Annotated in this window: 20 protein-coding genes and 1 pseudogene; 10 read left to right on the top strand and 11 right to left on the bottom strand. The window is 63.1% G+C overall.

Annotated elements, in window-relative coordinates; translation table 11 throughout:
- Window positions 1–79: 79 nt before the first annotated feature.
- From LB568_RS27650 to LB568_RS27625, 6 genes are all read right to left on the bottom strand, one after another.
- Window positions 80–463: an ACT domain-containing protein gene (locus LB568_RS27650; protein ID WP_041164707.1), complete on the bottom strand. Its 384-nt coding sequence runs from the start codon at window positions 461–463 to the stop codon at window positions 80–82.
- A gap of 26 nt (window positions 464–489) precedes the next feature.
- Window positions 490–957 carry a GNAT family N-acetyltransferase gene (locus LB568_RS27645; protein ID WP_224731796.1) on the bottom strand — a complete coding sequence of 156 codons (468 nt, stop codon included), beginning with the start codon at window positions 955–957 and terminating at the stop codon, window positions 490–492.
- 237 nt (window positions 958–1,194) lie between these two features.
- A complete protein-coding gene (locus LB568_RS27640; protein WP_224731795.1) occupies window positions 1,195–2,184 on the bottom strand; it encodes an aldo/keto reductase in 990 nt (329 codons plus the stop codon).
- Between the two features lies 1 nt (window position 2,185).
- Window positions 2,186–2,560, bottom strand: a complete 375-nt coding sequence (locus LB568_RS27635) for a DUF2255 family protein (protein WP_013894250.1) — start codon at window positions 2,558–2,560, stop codon at window positions 2,186–2,188.
- A gap of 4 nt (window positions 2,561–2,564) precedes the next feature.
- Window positions 2,565–2,894: a carboxymuconolactone decarboxylase family protein gene (locus tag LB568_RS27630; RefSeq protein ID WP_224731794.1), complete on the bottom strand. Its 330-nt coding sequence runs from the start codon at window positions 2,892–2,894 to the stop codon at window positions 2,565–2,567.
- A 53-nt stretch (window positions 2,895–2,947) separates the two neighbouring features.
- A complete protein-coding gene (locus tag LB568_RS27625; RefSeq protein WP_224731793.1) occupies window positions 2,948–3,343 on the bottom strand; it encodes a cupin domain-containing protein in 396 nt (131 codons plus the stop codon).
- A 154-nt stretch (window positions 3,344–3,497) separates the two neighbouring features.
- On the opposite strand from LB568_RS27625, the gene LB568_RS27620 reads away from it, so the two are divergent.
- The 3 genes from LB568_RS27620 to LB568_RS27610 all read left to right on the top strand — a co-directional run bounded on the left by LB568_RS27620 (window position 3,498) and on the right by LB568_RS27610 (window position 6,214).
- Window positions 3,498–4,391 (top strand): LysR family transcriptional regulator, encoded by an 894-nt coding sequence (locus LB568_RS27620; protein ID WP_224731792.1) that lies wholly within the window; start codon window positions 3,498–3,500, stop codon window positions 4,389–4,391.
- Window positions 4,392–4,576: 185 nt separating this feature from the next.
- Complete coding sequence (locus LB568_RS27615) at window positions 4,577–4,963, top strand: ester cyclase (protein WP_224731791.1); 387 nt, start codon at window positions 4,577–4,579, stop codon at window positions 4,961–4,963.
- 186 nt (window positions 4,964–5,149) lie between these two features.
- Window positions 5,150–6,214: a YeiH family protein gene (locus tag LB568_RS27610; RefSeq protein ID WP_224731790.1), complete on the top strand. Its 1,065-nt coding sequence runs from the start codon at window positions 5,150–5,152 to the stop codon at window positions 6,212–6,214.
- On the opposite strand, the gene LB568_RS27605 is transcribed toward LB568_RS27610, so the two are convergent.
- Window positions 6,215–6,712, bottom strand: a complete 498-nt coding sequence (locus LB568_RS27605) for a GAF domain-containing protein (RefSeq protein ID WP_224731789.1) — start codon at window positions 6,710–6,712, stop codon at window positions 6,215–6,217. It lies immediately after the preceding gene.
- 74 nt (window positions 6,713–6,786) lie between these two features.
- Between LB568_RS27605 and LB568_RS33605 the strand changes: the two genes are divergently transcribed.
- The gene (locus tag LB568_RS33605; RefSeq protein WP_263497276.1) at window positions 6,787–6,912 is read left to right on the top strand and encodes a hypothetical protein; all 126 of its coding nucleotides are present in this window, start codon (window positions 6,787–6,789) and stop codon (window positions 6,910–6,912) included.
- A 250-nt stretch (window positions 6,913–7,162) separates the two neighbouring features.
- Here LB568_RS33605 and groL read toward each other — a convergent pair whose 3' ends face one another.
- On the bottom strand, window positions 7,163–8,776 hold the full coding sequence (gene groL / locus LB568_RS27600) for a chaperonin GroEL (protein ID WP_013894243.1): 1,614 nt from the start codon (window positions 8,774–8,776) through the stop codon (window positions 7,163–7,165).
- Between the two features lie 178 nt (window positions 8,777–8,954).
- Window positions 8,955–9,245, bottom strand: a pseudogene (gene groES, locus LB568_RS27595) (co-chaperone GroES); the annotation flags it as partial.
- Window positions 9,246–9,491: 246 nt separating this feature from the next.
- Here groES and LB568_RS27590 point away from each other — a divergent pair.
- Window positions 9,492–9,725, top strand: coding sequence for a hypothetical protein (locus tag LB568_RS27590; protein WP_013894241.1), 234 nt, complete (start codon window positions 9,492–9,494; stop codon window positions 9,723–9,725).
- 65 nt (window positions 9,726–9,790) lie between these two features.
- Window positions 9,791–10,057, top strand: a complete 267-nt coding sequence (locus LB568_RS27585) for a DUF1488 domain-containing protein (RefSeq protein ID WP_013894240.1) — start codon at window positions 9,791–9,793, stop codon at window positions 10,055–10,057.
- Between the two features lie 180 nt (window positions 10,058–10,237).
- Here LB568_RS27585 and LB568_RS27580 read toward each other — a convergent pair whose 3' ends face one another.
- Together LB568_RS27580 and LB568_RS27575 are read right to left on the bottom strand one after the other, a co-directional pair.
- The gene (locus LB568_RS27580) at window positions 10,238–10,429 is read right to left on the bottom strand and encodes a hypothetical protein (protein WP_023766176.1); all 192 of its coding nucleotides are present in this window, start codon (window positions 10,427–10,429) and stop codon (window positions 10,238–10,240) included.
- A gap of 39 nt (window positions 10,430–10,468) precedes the next feature.
- Window positions 10,469–10,711 carry a hypothetical protein gene (locus tag LB568_RS27575; protein ID WP_224731788.1) on the bottom strand — a complete coding sequence of 81 codons (243 nt, stop codon included), beginning with the start codon at window positions 10,709–10,711 and terminating at the stop codon, window positions 10,469–10,471.
- 372 nt (window positions 10,712–11,083) lie between these two features.
- On the opposite strand from LB568_RS27575, the gene LB568_RS27570 reads away from it, so the two are divergent.
- The 4 genes from LB568_RS27570 (at window position 11,084) to LB568_RS27555 (ending at window position 15,398) form a co-directional block, all read left to right on the top strand.
- Entirely contained in the window at window positions 11,084–12,127 is a 1,044-nt protein-coding gene (locus tag LB568_RS27570) for a LacI family DNA-binding transcriptional regulator (protein WP_224731787.1), read from the top strand.
- Window positions 12,128–12,190: 63 nt separating this feature from the next.
- Window positions 12,191–13,438: an ABC transporter substrate-binding protein gene (locus LB568_RS27565; RefSeq protein WP_224731786.1), complete on the top strand. Its 1,248-nt coding sequence runs from the start codon at window positions 12,191–12,193 to the stop codon at window positions 13,436–13,438.
- A gap of 173 nt (window positions 13,439–13,611) precedes the next feature.
- Window positions 13,612–14,541, top strand: coding sequence for a carbohydrate ABC transporter permease (locus tag LB568_RS27560; protein WP_224731785.1), 930 nt, complete (start codon window positions 13,612–13,614; stop codon window positions 14,539–14,541).
- The gene (locus tag LB568_RS27555; protein ID WP_140575030.1) at window positions 14,541–15,398 is read left to right on the top strand and encodes a carbohydrate ABC transporter permease; all 858 of its coding nucleotides are present in this window, start codon (window positions 14,541–14,543) and stop codon (window positions 15,396–15,398) included. The genes LB568_RS27560 and LB568_RS27555 overlap by 1 nt, the downstream gene beginning before the upstream one ends.
- The last annotated feature ends 10 nt before the right edge of the window (window positions 15,399–15,408 follow it).

Below are 15,408 nucleotides of genomic sequence, written 5' to 3'. Positions count from 1 at the left end.
GTGGTTGAGCCAGCACGCCAGTGATTGAGCCAGACGCGTTGGGCCAGCGAACCCAGCCGTTTTCGATGACATGGATGAACTACAGCAGCGTGTGTCCTGCCTCAACCAGACGCTGTCTCGCCGCATCCCGGTCCGCCGCTTTCACCAGCAGATGATCGCCGTCGAAGGTGGACACCAAGAAGATGCCCAGCCCGTTTTCCGACAGCGGCCGGATGACCGACAACACGATGCCGGTTTCGTCGAAAGCAAACGGCCCCTGCAATTTGAAGGCGACCCAGTCGCCATCGTGCTTGACCGTGCCTGGAACGCGATCCTCCAGGCAAGTGATCGAAAGCTCGTCATCGGTCCTGGTGATGCTGACGAAGCCCGGCCCGTCCGCCCAGCCGGGAATGCTGTCGCTCGCCCCGAGCCGTGAAATCGCGTAAATCCCTGGAAGTTGCTTCAATTTGATCCTGGCAGCCATCTTCGTACCATTCCTCCGCTTGCCCGCTATCGCGTCAATTTCTTGCTCATATAGACCGTCATGCCGCCCATGAACGGCTCCTCCCTGTCGATCGTATAGCCGTGCCGTTTATACAGCGACACATTGGCCTCGAAAGCGCCGTTGGTCAGCAGGCGCAGCTGCGGACGGCCTGCTTCGATCGCCTTGCGCTCGGCCCGCTCCAGCAGCAGCCGGCCGATCCCCCTGCCCTGCGCCTCCGGCGCGACGCAGACATTCTCGATCCAGAGATGGTCGTCGGCAAGCATGGTTTCGATCATCCCGACAATGCGGCCCTCTTCGATGGCCAAGTCGAACGGATGCTCGGCAACGGCCTTCTCATAGTCGGCGCGCATCGGCAGCGGCTCGCGGCCGATCAGCGGCACCCATTTGCCATAGGCTGATCGCACGATGTCCCTGATCGCGGCGGCGTCAGCGGGTTCGGCCGGCCGGAACCGGATGGAGGAATTGATGGTCATGACAGGGCTCCAGACATGGAAAACCCCGCCGGTGGGTGTCGCGGGCGGGGCTGGAAACGAGCGAACCGGATCTATCCTGCCGGGTTTTGTCGTCGCGCAATGAGCTTGCCCCTCCGCACTGAACTGCGGCGGCGTCGTTTGGCGAGGGTAGGCGCGAGAACGAACATGCCGCCAAGCTGGAATAGGAAGGGCAGCGCTGTCAAGGCAGCGTCGCCATCTCCGGGGGTCGCGTGCGCCTCAGCGGTCGATCCTTGCCGCTTGTTGCGGCGAGTAGCGCTCTCCCTGCACGGCAATCGCCGAGACCGCGTTCTCGATGTTGACCAGATCATCCTCCGTCAGCGCCACGGTGGGCGACGCGATGTTCTCCTCCAGTCGGTTGAGTTTGGTGGTGCCGGGGATCGGGACGATCCAGGGCTTTTGCGCCAGCAGCCAGGCAAGCGCGACCTGCGCCGGAGTCACCTTCTTCTGCGCCGCGATCGCGGCGATGGCGTCGACCAGCGCCTGGTTCGCTCGCCTGGCCTCCTCCGCGAAGCGCGGCACGGTGTTGCGGAAGTCGCTGCTGGCGAACGTCGTGTCGGCGTTGATGGCGCCGGTGAGGAAACCCTTGCCCAACGGGCTGAAGGGCACGAAGCCGATCCCCAGTTCTTCGAGGACCGGCAGGATCGCCTCCTCGGGTTCGCGCCACCAGAGCGAGTATTCGCTTTGCAGGGCGGCGACCGACTGCACCGCATGCGCGCGCCGGATGTTGCGAACGCCCGCCTCGGAGAGGCCGAAATGCTTCACCTTGCCTTGGCTGATCAGCTCCTTCACCGTACCCGCCACGTCTTCGATCGGCACGACCGGATCCACGCGGTGCTGATAGAGCAGGTCGATGCGGTCTGTTCTCAGCCGCTTGAGCGAAGCCTCGACGACCTGGCGAATATGCTCCGGCCGGCTGTCCATGCCCTGGTGTCCGGCCGTCCCGGCGATGTCGATGCCGAACTTGGTCGCGATCACCACCTGGTCGCGGATCGGCTGCAGCGCTTCACCGACGACCTCCTCGTTCTTGAACGGTCCATAGACTTCCGCCGTGTCGAAGAAGGTTATGCCGCGCTCGAAGGCCGAGCGGATCAGGCGGACTGCATCCGGCGTTTCCATCGGTGTCCCGTAGGACTGGCTCATGCCCATGCAGCCGAGCCCGATCGCCGAGACTTCGAGGCCGCTGTTTCCAAGTATGCGCTTTTGCATTTCAATTCTCCTTCGGTGTGATCCGCACGGTCGCGGCGCGGGCGCGCGCGGCGATCATCGGCGCGAGATAAGGGCTCGCCGCGTATTTCGCCCGGTAGGCATCATCGATGCGTTCATTGACGGTTCCCTCGACCGGCTCGAAGGTGACATCCCTGGTCATGCCGGCAGCAGTGATACGGCCGGCCTTCTGGGTGGTCGCCGCCTGATACCAGCGCGACTGCCGGCCGTTGTAGCCACGCACATAAAGTGCGCCGTCGGCGACGACCGACCAGATCCAGGTCGGCGTGCCCAAGGTCACGCCGTCATCGCGCAACGGCGAGATGTACAGATCGTCGGCTGCCGCGATCTTGTCGAGTTCGTCCTTCGACCACGGCATTTCCTTATGCCTTCTTCTCGCCGTCGGCCTGTTCGAAAACCTTGCGGGCAATGCCCAGGGCCGTGGCCGCCGTCGGCCATCCGGCGTAGAAGGCAAGATGCGTGATCGTTTCGATCAGTTCATCGCGGGTGACGCCATTGTCGAGCGCCCGCTTCATGTGGAAAGGCATTTCGTTGATCCGGTAGTTCGAGACCAGGCTGGTGACGGTGACGAGGCTGCGGTCGCGCGGCGAAAGGCCTGGGCGCTTCCAGACATCACCAAACAGCACCTCGTCGGTGTATTTGCCGAGCGCTGGCGCGATATCGGAGAATGGGCTTTTGGGTGCGTCTGTCATGAGAGCTTCCTTCGTTGAGGGTGTATCCGGAAATGGATCCGGGAACCGCCGTGTCAAACCCCGTATTGTTCGTCGCTGACCTTCTCCATCCAGTCGACGAGCTTGCCGTCGAGCGCTTCGGCGATGGCGATGTGGCTCATCGCCGTGGTCGGCGCGGCGCCATGCCAATGCTTCTCGCCGGGCGCGAACCAGACGATGTCGCCGGGGCGGATCTGCTCGACCGGTCCGCCTTCGCGCTGCACCAGGCCGGCGCCCGAAAGCACGATCAGCGTCTGGCCAAGCGGATGGGTGTGCCAGGCGGTGCGCGCGCCGGGCTCGAAAGTGACGGTGGCGCCGCTGACCCGGGCGGGTTCGCTGCCCTTGAAGGGCGCATCGATGCGCACCGTGCCGGTGAAATACTCCGCGGGGCCTTTCGCCGAGGCTTGCGAGCCGCTTCGTTGGATATCCATGGTTTTTTCCTTTTTTCTCGGCGCCCGGCAACTCACCGCCATGGCTCCAAGGCCGTCGACTTCGGCGGCCCGATTGGATGGAGTGTATTTAGCGCCCGTGATTAGCCGCGATTAGGTGCTATATCCGGCATGTACTTATGAGAAAGGCTCATCAATGCCTCGCGACAATCTGAACGAACTGACCGCCTTCCTCGCCGTCGCGCGCGAAAAGAGCTTCACCAGGGCGGCGGCGCAGCTCGGCGTCTCGCAATCGGCGCTTAGCCACACGGTGCGCGCGCTGGAGGAGCGGCTGGGCGTGAGATTGCTCACCCGCACCACGCGCAGCGTGTCGCCCACCGAGGCCGGCGAGCGCATGGTGCGCTCGGTCGGACCGAGGCTCGACGAGATCGAGGCTGAGCTCACCGCGCTCAGTGCCTTGCGTGAAAAGCCCGCTGGCACCATCCGCATCACCGCCGGCGAGCATTCAGCCGATGTGATCCTGTGGCCTGTTTTGGCGAAATTCCTGCCCGACCATCCCGACATCAAGGTCGAGATCATCGTCGACTATAGCCTGACCGACATCGTCGCCGAGCGCTTCGATGCCGGCGTGCGGCTGGGCGAACAGGTGGCGCGCGACATGATCGCCGTGCGCATCGGCCCGGACATGCGCATGGCGGTGGTCGGATCGCCTGCCTATTTCGCCATCCATCCAAAGCCGCGCACGCCGCAGGACCTGACCAATCACAACTGCATAAACCTGCGCCTGCCGACCTATGGCGGGCTCTATGCCTGGGAGTTCGAAAAGGCCGGGCGCGAACTGAAGGTGCGTGTCGAGGGCCAGCTGGTGTTCAACACAAGCGCGCTGCGCATGAACGCGGTGCTGGCCGGCCTCGGCCTCGCCTATCTGCCGGAGGAGCAGGTGACGGCGCATCTGGCCGATGGCCGCCTGGTGCGGGTACTGGCCGACTGGTGCGCGCCTTTCCCCGGCTATCATCTCTACTACCCCAGCCGGCGCCAGGCGACGCCGGCCTTCTCGCTGTTGGTCGACGCGCTGCGCTATCGGGGGTAGAGCGTGATCCCGAAAAGTGGAACCCGGTTTTCTCGGACAAACGGTTTCCGCTTGTCCAGGGATCATGCTCAAAAAAACAGATAGAGCCCCATCCCGATTCTCCCGGGATGGAACAGGCTCAAGCGCGGCTGGACTGTGTCCACTGTCGTTCTATCTTCCAGGGTGTCAGCACCGGAGCCATCGCGATGACCGAGACCGACCTCTATCGAGGCTACATCGATTGCCTCAACAATCAGGATTGGGAGCGACTGCATCGCTTCGTCCATGACGAGGTGCACTACAACAGTGAGCGGGTCGGCCTGTCGGGTTATCGCAAGATGCTGGAGCGGGATTTCCGGGAAATTCCGGACCTCTTTTTCGACGTCCAGATCTTGATCTCCGAGCCGCCGTTCATCGCGAGCCGCTTGCAGTTCAACTGCACGCCGAAGGGAACTTTCTTCGGTCTTCCCATCAACGGCCGGAAAGTCTCCTTCAGCGAGAACGTCTTCTATGAATTTCTCAACGACAGGATCAGGAATGTCTGGTCGGTGATCGACAAGGCAGCGATCGAAGCGCAGCTTGATGCCATGTGATGAATGCCTCCTTCTTGCGGCCGGTGGTAAACTTGCGTCAGTGGCAGGATTTGTTGTGGCTAGGGCGATCTGTGCCATTGCTAAAACAGACCGTTCATAAAAATCGATCATTCTGACAATAACAATTCGTTGGAAAGATCGTTTCAGGAATGGCATTCTCCAAGGATACTCGCCTGGAGAATTGCATTGTCTTCCCTGACCAACATCGCGAACGATATTCCGAAAAGCACGATTTCCGCCGATCTGGCCGCAGGCCGCAAGCGCCTCGATTCGGTGTGGAACGGCATCATCCCCGGCATCGTCCTTGTCGCGATGATCACCGGCGTTGCCTTTTCGGCCCGCAATGTCTCCGGCTTCGCCCTGTTCAGCCCGATGATCCTCGCCGTCGTCGCCGGCATGGTCTATTCCAATATGCTCGGCACGCCCGCCCATGCCAAGGCCGGCATCGCCTTCTCGCAAAAACGCCTGCTACGCTTCGCCATCGTGCTGCTCGGCTTCCAGCTGACTCTCGGCCAGGTCGTCTCGATCGGCGCCGGCGGCGTCGGCATCGTGGCGGCCACCCTTGGCGCCACCTTCGTCTTCACCATCACGCTTGGCCGCCTGATCGGCGTCGACGCCAAGCTTGCGCAGCTGATCGCCGCCGGTACCTCGATCTGCGGCGCCTCGGCCATCGTCGCCACCAACATCGTCACCGATGCGCGCGACGAGGACGTCACCTACGCCGTCGCCTCGATCACACTGTTCGGCACCGTGGCCATGCTCGGCTTTCCGTTGCTGGCTCCCGTGCTCGGCCTCGACCAGCACGCTTTCGGCCTGTGGGCAGGGGCCTCGATCCATGAGGTCGCGCAGGTCATCGGCGCCGGCTTCCAGAACGGCACCCAGTCCGGCGAGATCGCCACCGTCGCCAAGCTCACCCGTGTCGCCATGCTGGCGCCGATGGTCGTCGCGCTCGGCCTGATGGCCCGCCGCGGCAGCCGCGATCAAGCTGGGGCGCGGCCGCCCATGCCGTGGTTCGTCGTCGCCTTCGTCGCTATCGTGGCGTTGAACAGCCTTGTCGCGATCCCCGCCGAAGTGAAGACGGCGATGGCGCTCGCCACCGCCGTCATGCTGACCATGGGGCTGGCCGCCATGGGCCTGCAGGCCGACATTTCGCAGCTGCGCTCGCGTGGCCTGCGCCCGCTGGCCCTCGCCTTCTCGGCCTTCCTGTTCATCGGCGGCTTCAGCCTGATGCTGGTGAAGTTTGTAGGCTGATTAGTCCTCGAACGAACTTGCCGCGACATAGATCGCGGCCAGCGCTTCGACGCCGGCTTGGTCGGCCTTGTCGAAGCGGCCGGGCAGCGGGCTGTCGAGATCGAGCACACCGAAGACGCCGTTGTCGTCTTCCAGGAGCACGACCAGTTCCGAGCGCGAATCGGCGTCGCAGGCGATGTGGCCGGGGAAATCGTGGACGTCCTTGATCAGCATCGAGGTGCCGAGTTCGACCGCGGTTCCGCACACGCCCTTGCCGACGGCGATGCGCACGCAGGCCGGCTTGCCCTGGAATGGGCCGAGCACCATCTCCTCGTCCGATGCCAGGAAATAGAAGCCGGCCCAATTGAGGTCGGGCACCATCTGGAAGATCAGCGCCGAGGTGTTGGCGGCATTGGCGATCGAGTCGCCCTCGCCGTCGAGCAGCGCCTTCAATTGCGTGGCAAGGTCGCGGTAGAACGCGGCCTTGTCCGAGGTGTCGATCGCCTTGGCGGCAAACATGGCTTGTCTCCGAGCTGAGAATCGCGGTTCCGTTTCCGGCAAGCTGCACCAAACGACCACCGGGCCATATTAGCGTGAATTCCATCCCCCGCGAAAGCCGCAAGATCAGGATCGCCGCCGCAATCATCGCGGACGTGCGGCTCGATCTTGCCGCCGGGCTATACATGAAGGCGCTGGTGCTGCGGTTGAGTGGGAAGTAGCAGCATCAATACGAGCGTCCTTCTCCCCGTTCACGGAGAGAAGATGGCGGCAGCAGATGAGGGGCAGCGCGACGCTCGCAACAGGCCCGTTGCCGCGGCGAAGGACTGGATATGGAAAGGTCGCACTCTCCTTGCGGAGCGTTGGAGCCGCCCTTCACCTGCCTGCCGGCATCCTCTCCCCGTATAGTGACGGGGAGAGGGACGATGTTGTCGCCGCTTTCGCCAATCGCTGGCGTCGCGGCTCTGAATCCTAGTAGCCGCCGCCTGCCGGTGCCGCATCCTTCGGCGGAACGTCGGTGATCATCGCCTCGGCGGTGATCAGCAGGGCCGCGATCGAGCCGGCGTCCTGCAGCGCAGTGCGAACGACTTTCGCCGGATCGACGATGCCGGCCTTGATCATATCGACATAGGTCTCGTTCTGGGCGTCGAAGCCCTGATTGTGGTCCTTGCTGTCGGCGAGCTTGCCGACCACGATCGAGCCTTCGACGCCAGAATTCTCGGCGATCTGGCGGATCGGCGCTTCCAACGCCCGCAGAACGATCGAGATGCCGGCGGTGACATCGGCATTGGCGCCGTTCAGGCCTGACAGCGCCGATTTGGCGCGCAGCAGGGCCACGCCGCCGCCGGGCACGATGCCTTCCTCGACCGCCGCGCGCGTTGCGTTCAGCGCGTCGTCGATGCGATCCTTCTTTTCCTTCACTTCCGACTCGGTGACGCCGCCGACGCGGATAACGGCAACGCCGCCTGACAGCTTGGCCAGCCGTTCCTGCAGCTTTTCCTTGTCGTAGTCGGACGTCGTCTCCTCGATCTGGCCCTTGATCTGGGCAACGCGCGCCTGGATGGTCGCCTTGGTGCCGGCGCCGTCGACGATCGTGGTGGTATCCTTCTCGATCAGCACGCGCTTGGCGCGGCCGAGCATCTCGATGGTGACGTTTTCGAGCTTGATGCCGAGATCCTCGGAGATCATCTGGCCTGCCGTCAGTACCGCTATGTCTTCCAGCATCGCCTTGCGACGGTCGCCGAAGCCCGGCGCCTTGACCGCCGCGACCTTGAGGCCGCCACGCAGCTTGTTGACGACCAGCGTGGCCAGCGCCTCGCCTTCGACGTCCTCGGAGATGATCAAGAGCGGCCTGCCGCTCTGCACCACGGCTTCGAGGATCGGCAGCATCGCCTGCAGATTGCCGAGTTTCTTCTCGTGGATGAGCACATAGGGCTCTTCCAGTTCGGCGCGCATCTTGTCGGCATTGGTGACGAAATAGGGTGAGAGATAGCCGCGATCGAACTGCATGCCCTCGACGACGTCAAGCTCGGTTTCGGCGGTCTTGGCTTCCTCGACGGTAATGACGCCGTCATTGCCGACCTTGTCCATCGCCTTGGCGATCATGGCGCCGACGCTGGCATCGCCATTGGCGGCGATGGTGCCGACCTGGGCGATCTCGGCCGACGATTTGACCTTCTTGGCCTTGGCCTTGATTTCCACGACAACGGCGGCGACGGCCTGGTCGATGCCGCGCTTCAAGTCCATCGGGTTCATGCCGGCGGCGACCAGCTTGGCGCCTTCGCGCAGGATCGAGGCGGCCAGCACGGTTGCCGTGGTGGTGCCGTCACCGGCGAGGTCGTTGGTCTTCGAGGCCACTTCGCGCACCATCTGCGCGCCCATGTTCTCGAACTTGTCGGCAAGCTCGATTTCCTTGGCGACGGTGACGCCGTCCTTGGTGATGCGCGGCGCGCCATAGGCCTTGTCGATGACAACATTGCGGCCCTTGGGACCGAGGGTAACCTTGACGGCGTTGTTGAGGAGCTCGACGCCGCGCAGCATGCGGTCGCGCGCGTCGGTGGCGAATTTGATTTCCTTGGCAGACATTTTTTCAATCCCGTTCGTGTGGTGAAGCAAGCAGTTCGCCGGAGCCTGGCCAGGCCGGTCAGGCGGCCTTCTTGGCCTTGACGCTCTTCTCGGTAACGGCAGTCTCGCTCTTGTCGATGACGCCAGTCTCGCTCTTGTCGATGACGCCAGTCTCGCTCTTGTCGATGACGCCAGTCTCGCTCTTGTCGATGACGCCCATGATGTCGGCTTCCTTCATGATCAGAAGATCCTCGCCGTCGATCTTGACCTCGGTGCCCGACCATTTACCGAACAGGATGAGGTCGCCGGCCTTGACGTCGAGCGGCACAAGCGCGCCGTTTTCGTCGCGTGCGCCGGGGCCGATGGCGACAACTTCGCCTTCCTGCGGCTTTTCCTTGGCAGTGTCGGGGATGATGATGCCGCCCTTGGATTTGATATCGCCTTCGGCGCGCCGGATGACGACGCGGTCGTGGAGTGGCCGAAACTTCATGAGAACTTCTTTCTGGGGCCGGCTTAGGCGGCCGCGCCCATCCTATAGGCGCTTTGGCACTCGATAGATAGGAGTGCCAAAATTATTCGCGACCAAAATTAAATATTGAAAAGTATTATTTCGGCACCCGGTTTCGTGGTACCCAAAACCGGTCAAATAATTCAAAAAATTGAATTTTGCCGGTCGAGTGCCTATTTATCGGACAAGTTCACTTTCACGATTTCAGGGCACAAGGAGATTTCCACAATGGCCGACGGCAATCAGACGATCATGGAAAAAGCTGAAGCCCGCTTTGTCGACAAGCAGAAGAAGACGGCGGAGCGCAACAAGGCCACCGCCGAGTACATGTCCGAGGCAAGGGCCAGGGAAATCAAGACGGCAAGGCTGAGGCAATTGCGCCTGGCCAAGGAAGAGGCCGACCGGGTCGCGGAAGCCTTGAATCCGACGCCGAAGAAGAAGCGGGCGGTGAAGAAAGCCTAAGCAATTCCAGGAAGAGTGCGAGCGCTTTCCCTTGGGAATTGCGCCAAAACAAAGGAGGCAAGAACATGAGCCTGACCTTTCCCAACCACAGCCGCAGCTATGACGAAGCCGGCAAGCGGATCCGCTTCGTCGGCCATGACGGCATGTTCCAGATTTCCTTTTCCGTCGCCGCCGATGCGATGACCAAGATCCAGCCGCGAACCAGCGCCACCGAAGCCGGCTACCTCGCCACCTTCGACATCGAAAGCAGCGTCATCCGCGATGTGGCGTCGAAGGCCTACGACCGCACACGCAAGAGCATGTATGTGTTGACATCGGACGATTTCCGCTGAGACCCGCTTCCGAACGCGGTGGCCCGGATCAGGCCCTGCGTTCTGCTCCCTGCATTGCAGTGCACTGACGGCTAGTGCATGTCGCCCAAAAGTGCCTCGGTTTTGGGATGATGACATGCATAAAAACAACGACCCAAAGCGCATCGCATGAATCCGTTTCCACGCGACGCGATTTGGGAATCAGCCCTTGCGTTCCGCCCTCTCCCGGCGTTTGACGTCGCGGACATTCATCTGCACCACCATGTCCTCGGCATCGCGCGGGCTCATGCCCACCATCACTCTTTGCCGCACCACGGCGGGCTGGCCGGTGAAGACATCGATGATGGTCCAGCTCTGGGGAAGCTCCATGCGCAATGCGTAGCGATTTGCCATCTGGCGTCCCGTCTTTCGGCCCGGCCGCTCTGTCGAGCCTCAACCCTTGATCAAGAAAAATACGGCAGCCAGGATCATTACCGTCCAGGCTATGACCGATAGCTTCAACGCCATGCCGCCATGCGTGACCAGGACCTCGCGCAGTCGAGGCACGATACCCGCCGGCCGGGCTCGCACCGCCCCTGCGGCGGGCGCCTTGACGCCCTGTTTCCCAAAGACCGGCAGCAGCGACGGTTCACGCACGAAGATGGCCTCGAATGTCAGGGAAAAATCGGCAAGCAAGGATGCTCGCTTGACCTCCATAGCACCCTTTTCGCCGGCGCCCGCATGCCAAATCAAGAATGGCACTACAGAAACGATGGTACAATGATGCTAGCCGGAACCGCGGTTGACGCTCAAGCGGCGGCGCTGCGACCCTTCACGCCGGGCTCGGCCTTGAAGATGCGGATCGTCGCCGCCAACTTGGCGAAGGATAATTCGAAGCGCTTGGCTTAATCCCCACCACTTTTCCCTCTTGAACGCTCACCCAATCTGGCCTAGCCTTGGCTTGAGAAAAGGTTTTTCCAAACATTTCCGATCAAGCTCGGCCATCGACCGGGCTCTGTTTCGATCTATAAGAGAAAACCTTTTCTCAAGCTAAGGATTTTCGGCGCGATGCCATCGGACGATCAGCCTGTTCCGGTCTTTCCCAAGCCTGTCACCTTGCGTGACGTGGCCGCGCAGGCCGGCGTCAGCGTCGCCACCGCCTCAAAAGCGCTCAACGACCAGGGGCGCATGACCGCCGAGACCCGCGAGCGCATCCGCGAGACGGCGCGCAGCCTCGGCTTCCGCCCCAACAGCCTGGCGCAGAGCCTGCTCAGGCGCCGCAGCTTCACCGTCGGCCTGCTCACCAACGATACTTATGGCCGCTTCTCGCTGCCGCTGATGTCGGGCATTTCGGACGCGCTGGTCGACAAGGGTGTCTCGGTGTTCCTGTGCAATGTCGAGGAGGATCCTCGGCTCGGCCAGATGCACGTGGACGCCATGCTCGATAAGCGCGTCGACGGCATCATCGCCACCGGCAAGCGCATCGACCGCCATCTGCCTGTCGATCTCTCCAACCTGCGCGTGCCGGTGATCTATGCCTTCACCCAGCCCGATCCCGACGCCGTCGCCTTCGTTTCCGACGACGCCGGCGGCGCGCGGCTGGCCGTCGAGCATTTCTGCCGGCTCGGCCGCTGGCGCATCGTCCATGTCAGCGGACCGGCGAGCTTTGCCGTGGTCCACGCCCGCGCCCAGGCCTATCGCGACGTGCTCGCCGAAAACGGCCTGCCGGTCACCGAACCGCTGCTCGGCTCCTGGTCGGAAGCCTGGGGGCACGAGGCGGTAGCGCAACTGTTCGACGGCAAAAGCGACAGGCCGGACGCCGTCTTTTGCGGCAACGACCAGATTGCGCGCGGCGTCATCGATGCGTTGCGCGAGCGCGGCCTCGACGTGCCCAATGATGTCGGCGTCATCGGCTTCGACAATTGGGAGATCGTGGCGGAAGCGACGCGTCCGCCGCTGACTTCGGTCGACATGAACCTGACCGCGCTCGGCCGCGAGGCCGGGCTAACCCTGCTTTCACTGGTCGGCGGCACACCCCCCGCGCCGGGCATTCGAAAACTGCCGTGCCGGTTGGTGGTGCGGCATTCCTGCGGCCGTCCGATGGACGGCTGACAACGAAGCGCCGCGCGAGCGACGCCAAGCCGCGGACAGCGGCCAACCCTGGAGGAGGAGAACATGAGGAACCTGATTGCCAAACTGGCCCTGGCCGCTGCCGTTCTGGGCGGAGGCCTCGGCACTGCCGCCGCCGAAACGGCCAACATCTGGGTGCGCGCCGACGGCTCGAATTTCATGCCGAGGATCGTCGACGCCTTCAACAAGGCGCACAAGGACCAGGTCAAGCTCGACATCATTCCCAATGCCGAGATCATCCCGAAATACGGTGCGGCCGCCGCCGGCGGCACGGCGCCCGACGCGCTGTCGCTCGACCTGATCTATACGCCCTCCTTCGCTGCCGCCGGCCAGTTGGAGGACATCACCGACTGGGCCAAGTCCCTGCCCTATTTCTCCAGCCTGTCGCCGGCGCATGTGAAGACCGGCACCTACAAGGACCATATTTACGGCCTGCCCTTCTCGGCCGACGCATCGGTGCTGATCTGGAACAAGAAGCTGTTCAAGCAGGCCGGGCTCGACCCTGAAAAGGGCCCGGCCAACTGGGCCGAGATCGCCGCCGACGCCGAAAAGGTCAACGCGCTCGGCGGCAACGTCAAAGGCTTCTACTTCTCCGGCAATTGCGGCGGCTGCAACATCTTCACCTTCACGCCGCTGATCTGGGCCTCCGGCGGCGACATCCTCTCCGCCGACGGCTCGAAGGCGACACTCGACAGCCCGCAGTTGCGCGGCGCCATCGATCTCTACCGCTCGATGGTCAAGAAGGATCTGGTGCCGGCCGGCGCGCAGACCGATACCGGCGCCAACTTCTTCGCGGCGTTTGCCGCCGGCAATATCGGCATCTCGCCGTCCGGGGCCTTCGCCATCGGCGCGCTCAACACCCAGTATCCCAATGTCGATTACGGCGTCACCTTCCTGCCGGGCAAGGATGGCGGCTGGTCGTCCTTTGCCGGTGGCGACAATTTCGTCGTCACCAAGGGCACCACGAAGCTCGCCGTGGTGAAGGAATTCCTGGACTTCGCCTATTCGCTGGAAGGCCAGACCATCCTGGCGAAATATGGCAGCCTGCCGGTGCGCGGCGACATCGCCAAGGACGCGCTGAAGGATCTCGATCCCCGCTACCAGATCGCCGCCGAGGCCATGGCCAAGGGCAAGACGCCCTATTCGGTGGTGTTCAACGATTTGATCAACTCCGCCAACGGCCCGTGGACGCAGATGATCAACGAGGTCTTCTTCGGCGACGACGTCGACGGCGCGATCGCCAACGCCCAGGAGACCATGCAGTCGATCATCGACCAGGCGCCGCAGAAGTAAGCGCCAACCCCACCTCCCCCTCGAGGGGAGGTCGGACCACAGGTCCGGGTGGGGTCGTCTCGGCAGTGCTCGACGGTCTTTTTCGTCGGCGCGTTGCGGACAGGACCCCACCCCCGGCCTTCGGCCGGACCCTCCCCTCGAGGGGGAGGGGGACGAAGCGCCAAGGAACAGCCATGACAACCATCGCCACAGCCACCACTGCCCCGTCCCGTGCCCGAAAACTGGTCGGCGCCGGGCGCCGGCAATGGATTGGCCTCATCTACGTTGCGCCGGCCGTGGCCTTGGTGATGGTGTTCTTCGTCATCCCGCTCGGCATGACGGCGTGGATGTCGCTGCACAACTGGCCGTTGATGGGCGAGCACTCCTTCATCGGCTTCGACAACTACTTCGCGATCCTGCGCGACACCAGGTTCTGGAACGCGCTCAAATTCACCGGCTACTACACCGTCATCGTCACCATCGCGATCTTCGTCATTGCCTTTCCGCTGGCGATCTTCATCGAAAAACCGCGGCCGCTGACCAACCTCTACCGGACCGCCTTCTTCATGCCGGCGGTCGTCGGCTTTGCCTCGGCGAGCCTGCTCTGGTCATGGCTCTTGAACGTCGATTCCGGCCTGTTCAGCCCGGCCGCCTACGAGCTCGGCCTGATCGACAAGAAGTTCAACCTTCTGGCCACCTTCCAGCCGGCCTTCTGGTCGATCATCGCCATGGTCGTGTGGAAGGTCGCCGGCTTCACCATGATCATCCTGATGACCGGCCTGCAATCGATCCCGCAGGATCTGCAGGAGGCGGCCGTCATCGATGGCGCCGGGCCGTTCGCCCGCTTCCGCGCGATCACTCTGCCGCTGATGCGCCGCACGCTCGCGCTGGCGCTGATCCTGTCGGTCGCCGGCTCCATCCTCGCCTTCGACCAGTTCTACATCATCCTGCGCGGCGGTCCGCGCAACCAGACGCTGACGGCGGTCTACTGGATCTTCAACCAGTCCTTCGTCTCGTTCAAGCTCGGCTATGGCGCCGCACTTTCGATGGTGCTGCTGGTGATCCTGGTGGCGCTCAGCCTCATCCAGCTCTGGCTGCTGCGCAAGCCGGAAGGGATCGACTGATGGCGCAGGCAATATCAGCCCGAGGCAAGCTCGCCGCCCGCTTGGCCAGGCACTCCACCGGCATCGTCGCCTCGGTGCTGTTCGTGGCGCCGATCGTCTGGACCGTGCTGTCGGCCTTCAAGCCGGCCGCCGAAGCACGCCTGCCGCCGCTGCCGCCATGGCCGACCACGGGCTTCTCGCTCGAAAACTACGCCACGCTCAACTCCTTCGGCGACGGCCTGTGGGCTTCGGCGCAGAACAGCATCTACGTCTCGGTGATGACCGTCCTGCTGTCGGTCATCGTCAGCGTGCTGGCCGGCTACGGCTTCTCGCGCTTCCGCTTTCCGTTCAAGGACCTGTTCTTCGTCCTCATCCTGTCGACGATCATGATCCCGTTCCAGTCGATCCTGACGCCGATCTTCCTGGTGCTGACCAAGCTTGGCCTGCACAACACGCTGACCGGGCTGGTCGGCGTCTATGTGACGCTGCAACTGCCGTTCTCGATCTTCATGATGCGCAACGCCTTCGACGCGGTGCCACGCGAGATCGAGGAGGCCGCCCGCATGGACGGCGCCGGCAACGCCACCATGCTGGTCAAGGTGATGCTGCCGCTGGTCTGGCCGGGCGTCGTCACCATCGCGCTGTTTGCCTTTCTCGGCGCCTGGAACGAGTTCCTCGCAGCCCTCGTGCTGATGACCGACCAGTCAAAATTCACGCTGCCGGTGATGATGACCGCGCTTCAGTCGGGCCGCTTCGGCGCCATCGACTGGGGCGCCGTGCAGGCGGGCGTTACCGTGATGATGGTGCCGTGCCTGATCCTCTTCCTCGCTCTGCAACGCTTCTACATCCGCGGCCTGATGGCCGGGGCCGTCAAATAATCGACCAAAT

Source organism: Mesorhizobium sp. B263B2A, from assembly GCF_020165775.1.
Lineage (GTDB): Bacteria > Pseudomonadota > Alphaproteobacteria > Rhizobiales > Rhizobiaceae > Mesorhizobium > Mesorhizobium opportunistum.
This window is presented reverse-complemented; position numbering and strand designations above follow the sequence as displayed.

Coding starts and splice junctions, on each gene's coding strand:
- LB568_RS27650 (WP_041164707.1), bottom strand. CDS start 463: ATGGCTGCCAGGATCAAATTGAAGCAACTTCCAGGGATTTACGCGATT.
- LB568_RS27645 (WP_224731796.1), bottom strand. CDS start 957: ATGACCATCAATTCCTCCATCCGGTTCCGGCCGGCCGAACCCGCTGAC.
- LB568_RS27640 (WP_224731795.1), bottom strand. CDS start 2,184: ATGCAAAAGCGCATACTTGGAAACAGCGGCCTCGAAGTCTCGGCGATC.
- LB568_RS27635 (WP_013894250.1), bottom strand. CDS start 2,560: ATGCCGTGGTCGAAGGACGAACTCGACAAGATCGCGGCAGCCGACGAT.
- LB568_RS27630 (WP_224731794.1), bottom strand. CDS start 2,894: ATGACAGACGCACCCAAAAGCCCATTCTCCGATATCGCGCCAGCGCTC.
- LB568_RS27625 (WP_224731793.1), bottom strand. CDS start 3,343: ATGGATATCCAACGAAGCGGCTCGCAAGCCTCGGCGAAAGGCCCCGCG.
- LB568_RS27620 (WP_224731792.1), top strand. CDS start 3,498: ATGCCTCGCGACAATCTGAACGAACTGACCGCCTTCCTCGCCGTCGCG.
- LB568_RS27615 (WP_224731791.1), top strand. CDS start 4,577: ATGACCGAGACCGACCTCTATCGAGGCTACATCGATTGCCTCAACAAT.
- LB568_RS27605 (WP_224731789.1), bottom strand. CDS start 6,712: ATGTTTGCCGCCAAGGCGATCGACACCTCGGACAAGGCCGCGTTCTAC.
- groL (WP_013894243.1), bottom strand. CDS start 8,776: ATGTCTGCCAAGGAAATCAAATTCGCCACCGACGCGCGCGACCGCATG.
- LB568_RS27590 (WP_013894241.1), top strand. CDS start 9,492: ATGGCCGACGGCAATCAGACGATCATGGAAAAAGCTGAAGCCCGCTTT.
- LB568_RS27585 (WP_013894240.1), top strand. CDS start 9,791: ATGAGCCTGACCTTTCCCAACCACAGCCGCAGCTATGACGAAGCCGGC.
- LB568_RS27580 (WP_023766176.1), bottom strand. CDS start 10,429: ATGGCAAATCGCTACGCATTGCGCATGGAGCTTCCCCAGAGCTGGACC.
- LB568_RS27570 (WP_224731787.1), top strand. CDS start 11,084: ATGCCATCGGACGATCAGCCTGTTCCGGTCTTTCCCAAGCCTGTCACC.
- LB568_RS27565 (WP_224731786.1), top strand. CDS start 12,191: ATGAGGAACCTGATTGCCAAACTGGCCCTGGCCGCTGCCGTTCTGGGC.
- LB568_RS27560 (WP_224731785.1), top strand. CDS start 13,612: ATGACAACCATCGCCACAGCCACCACTGCCCCGTCCCGTGCCCGAAAA.
- LB568_RS27555 (WP_140575030.1), top strand. CDS start 14,541: ATGGCGCAGGCAATATCAGCCCGAGGCAAGCTCGCCGCCCGCTTGGCC.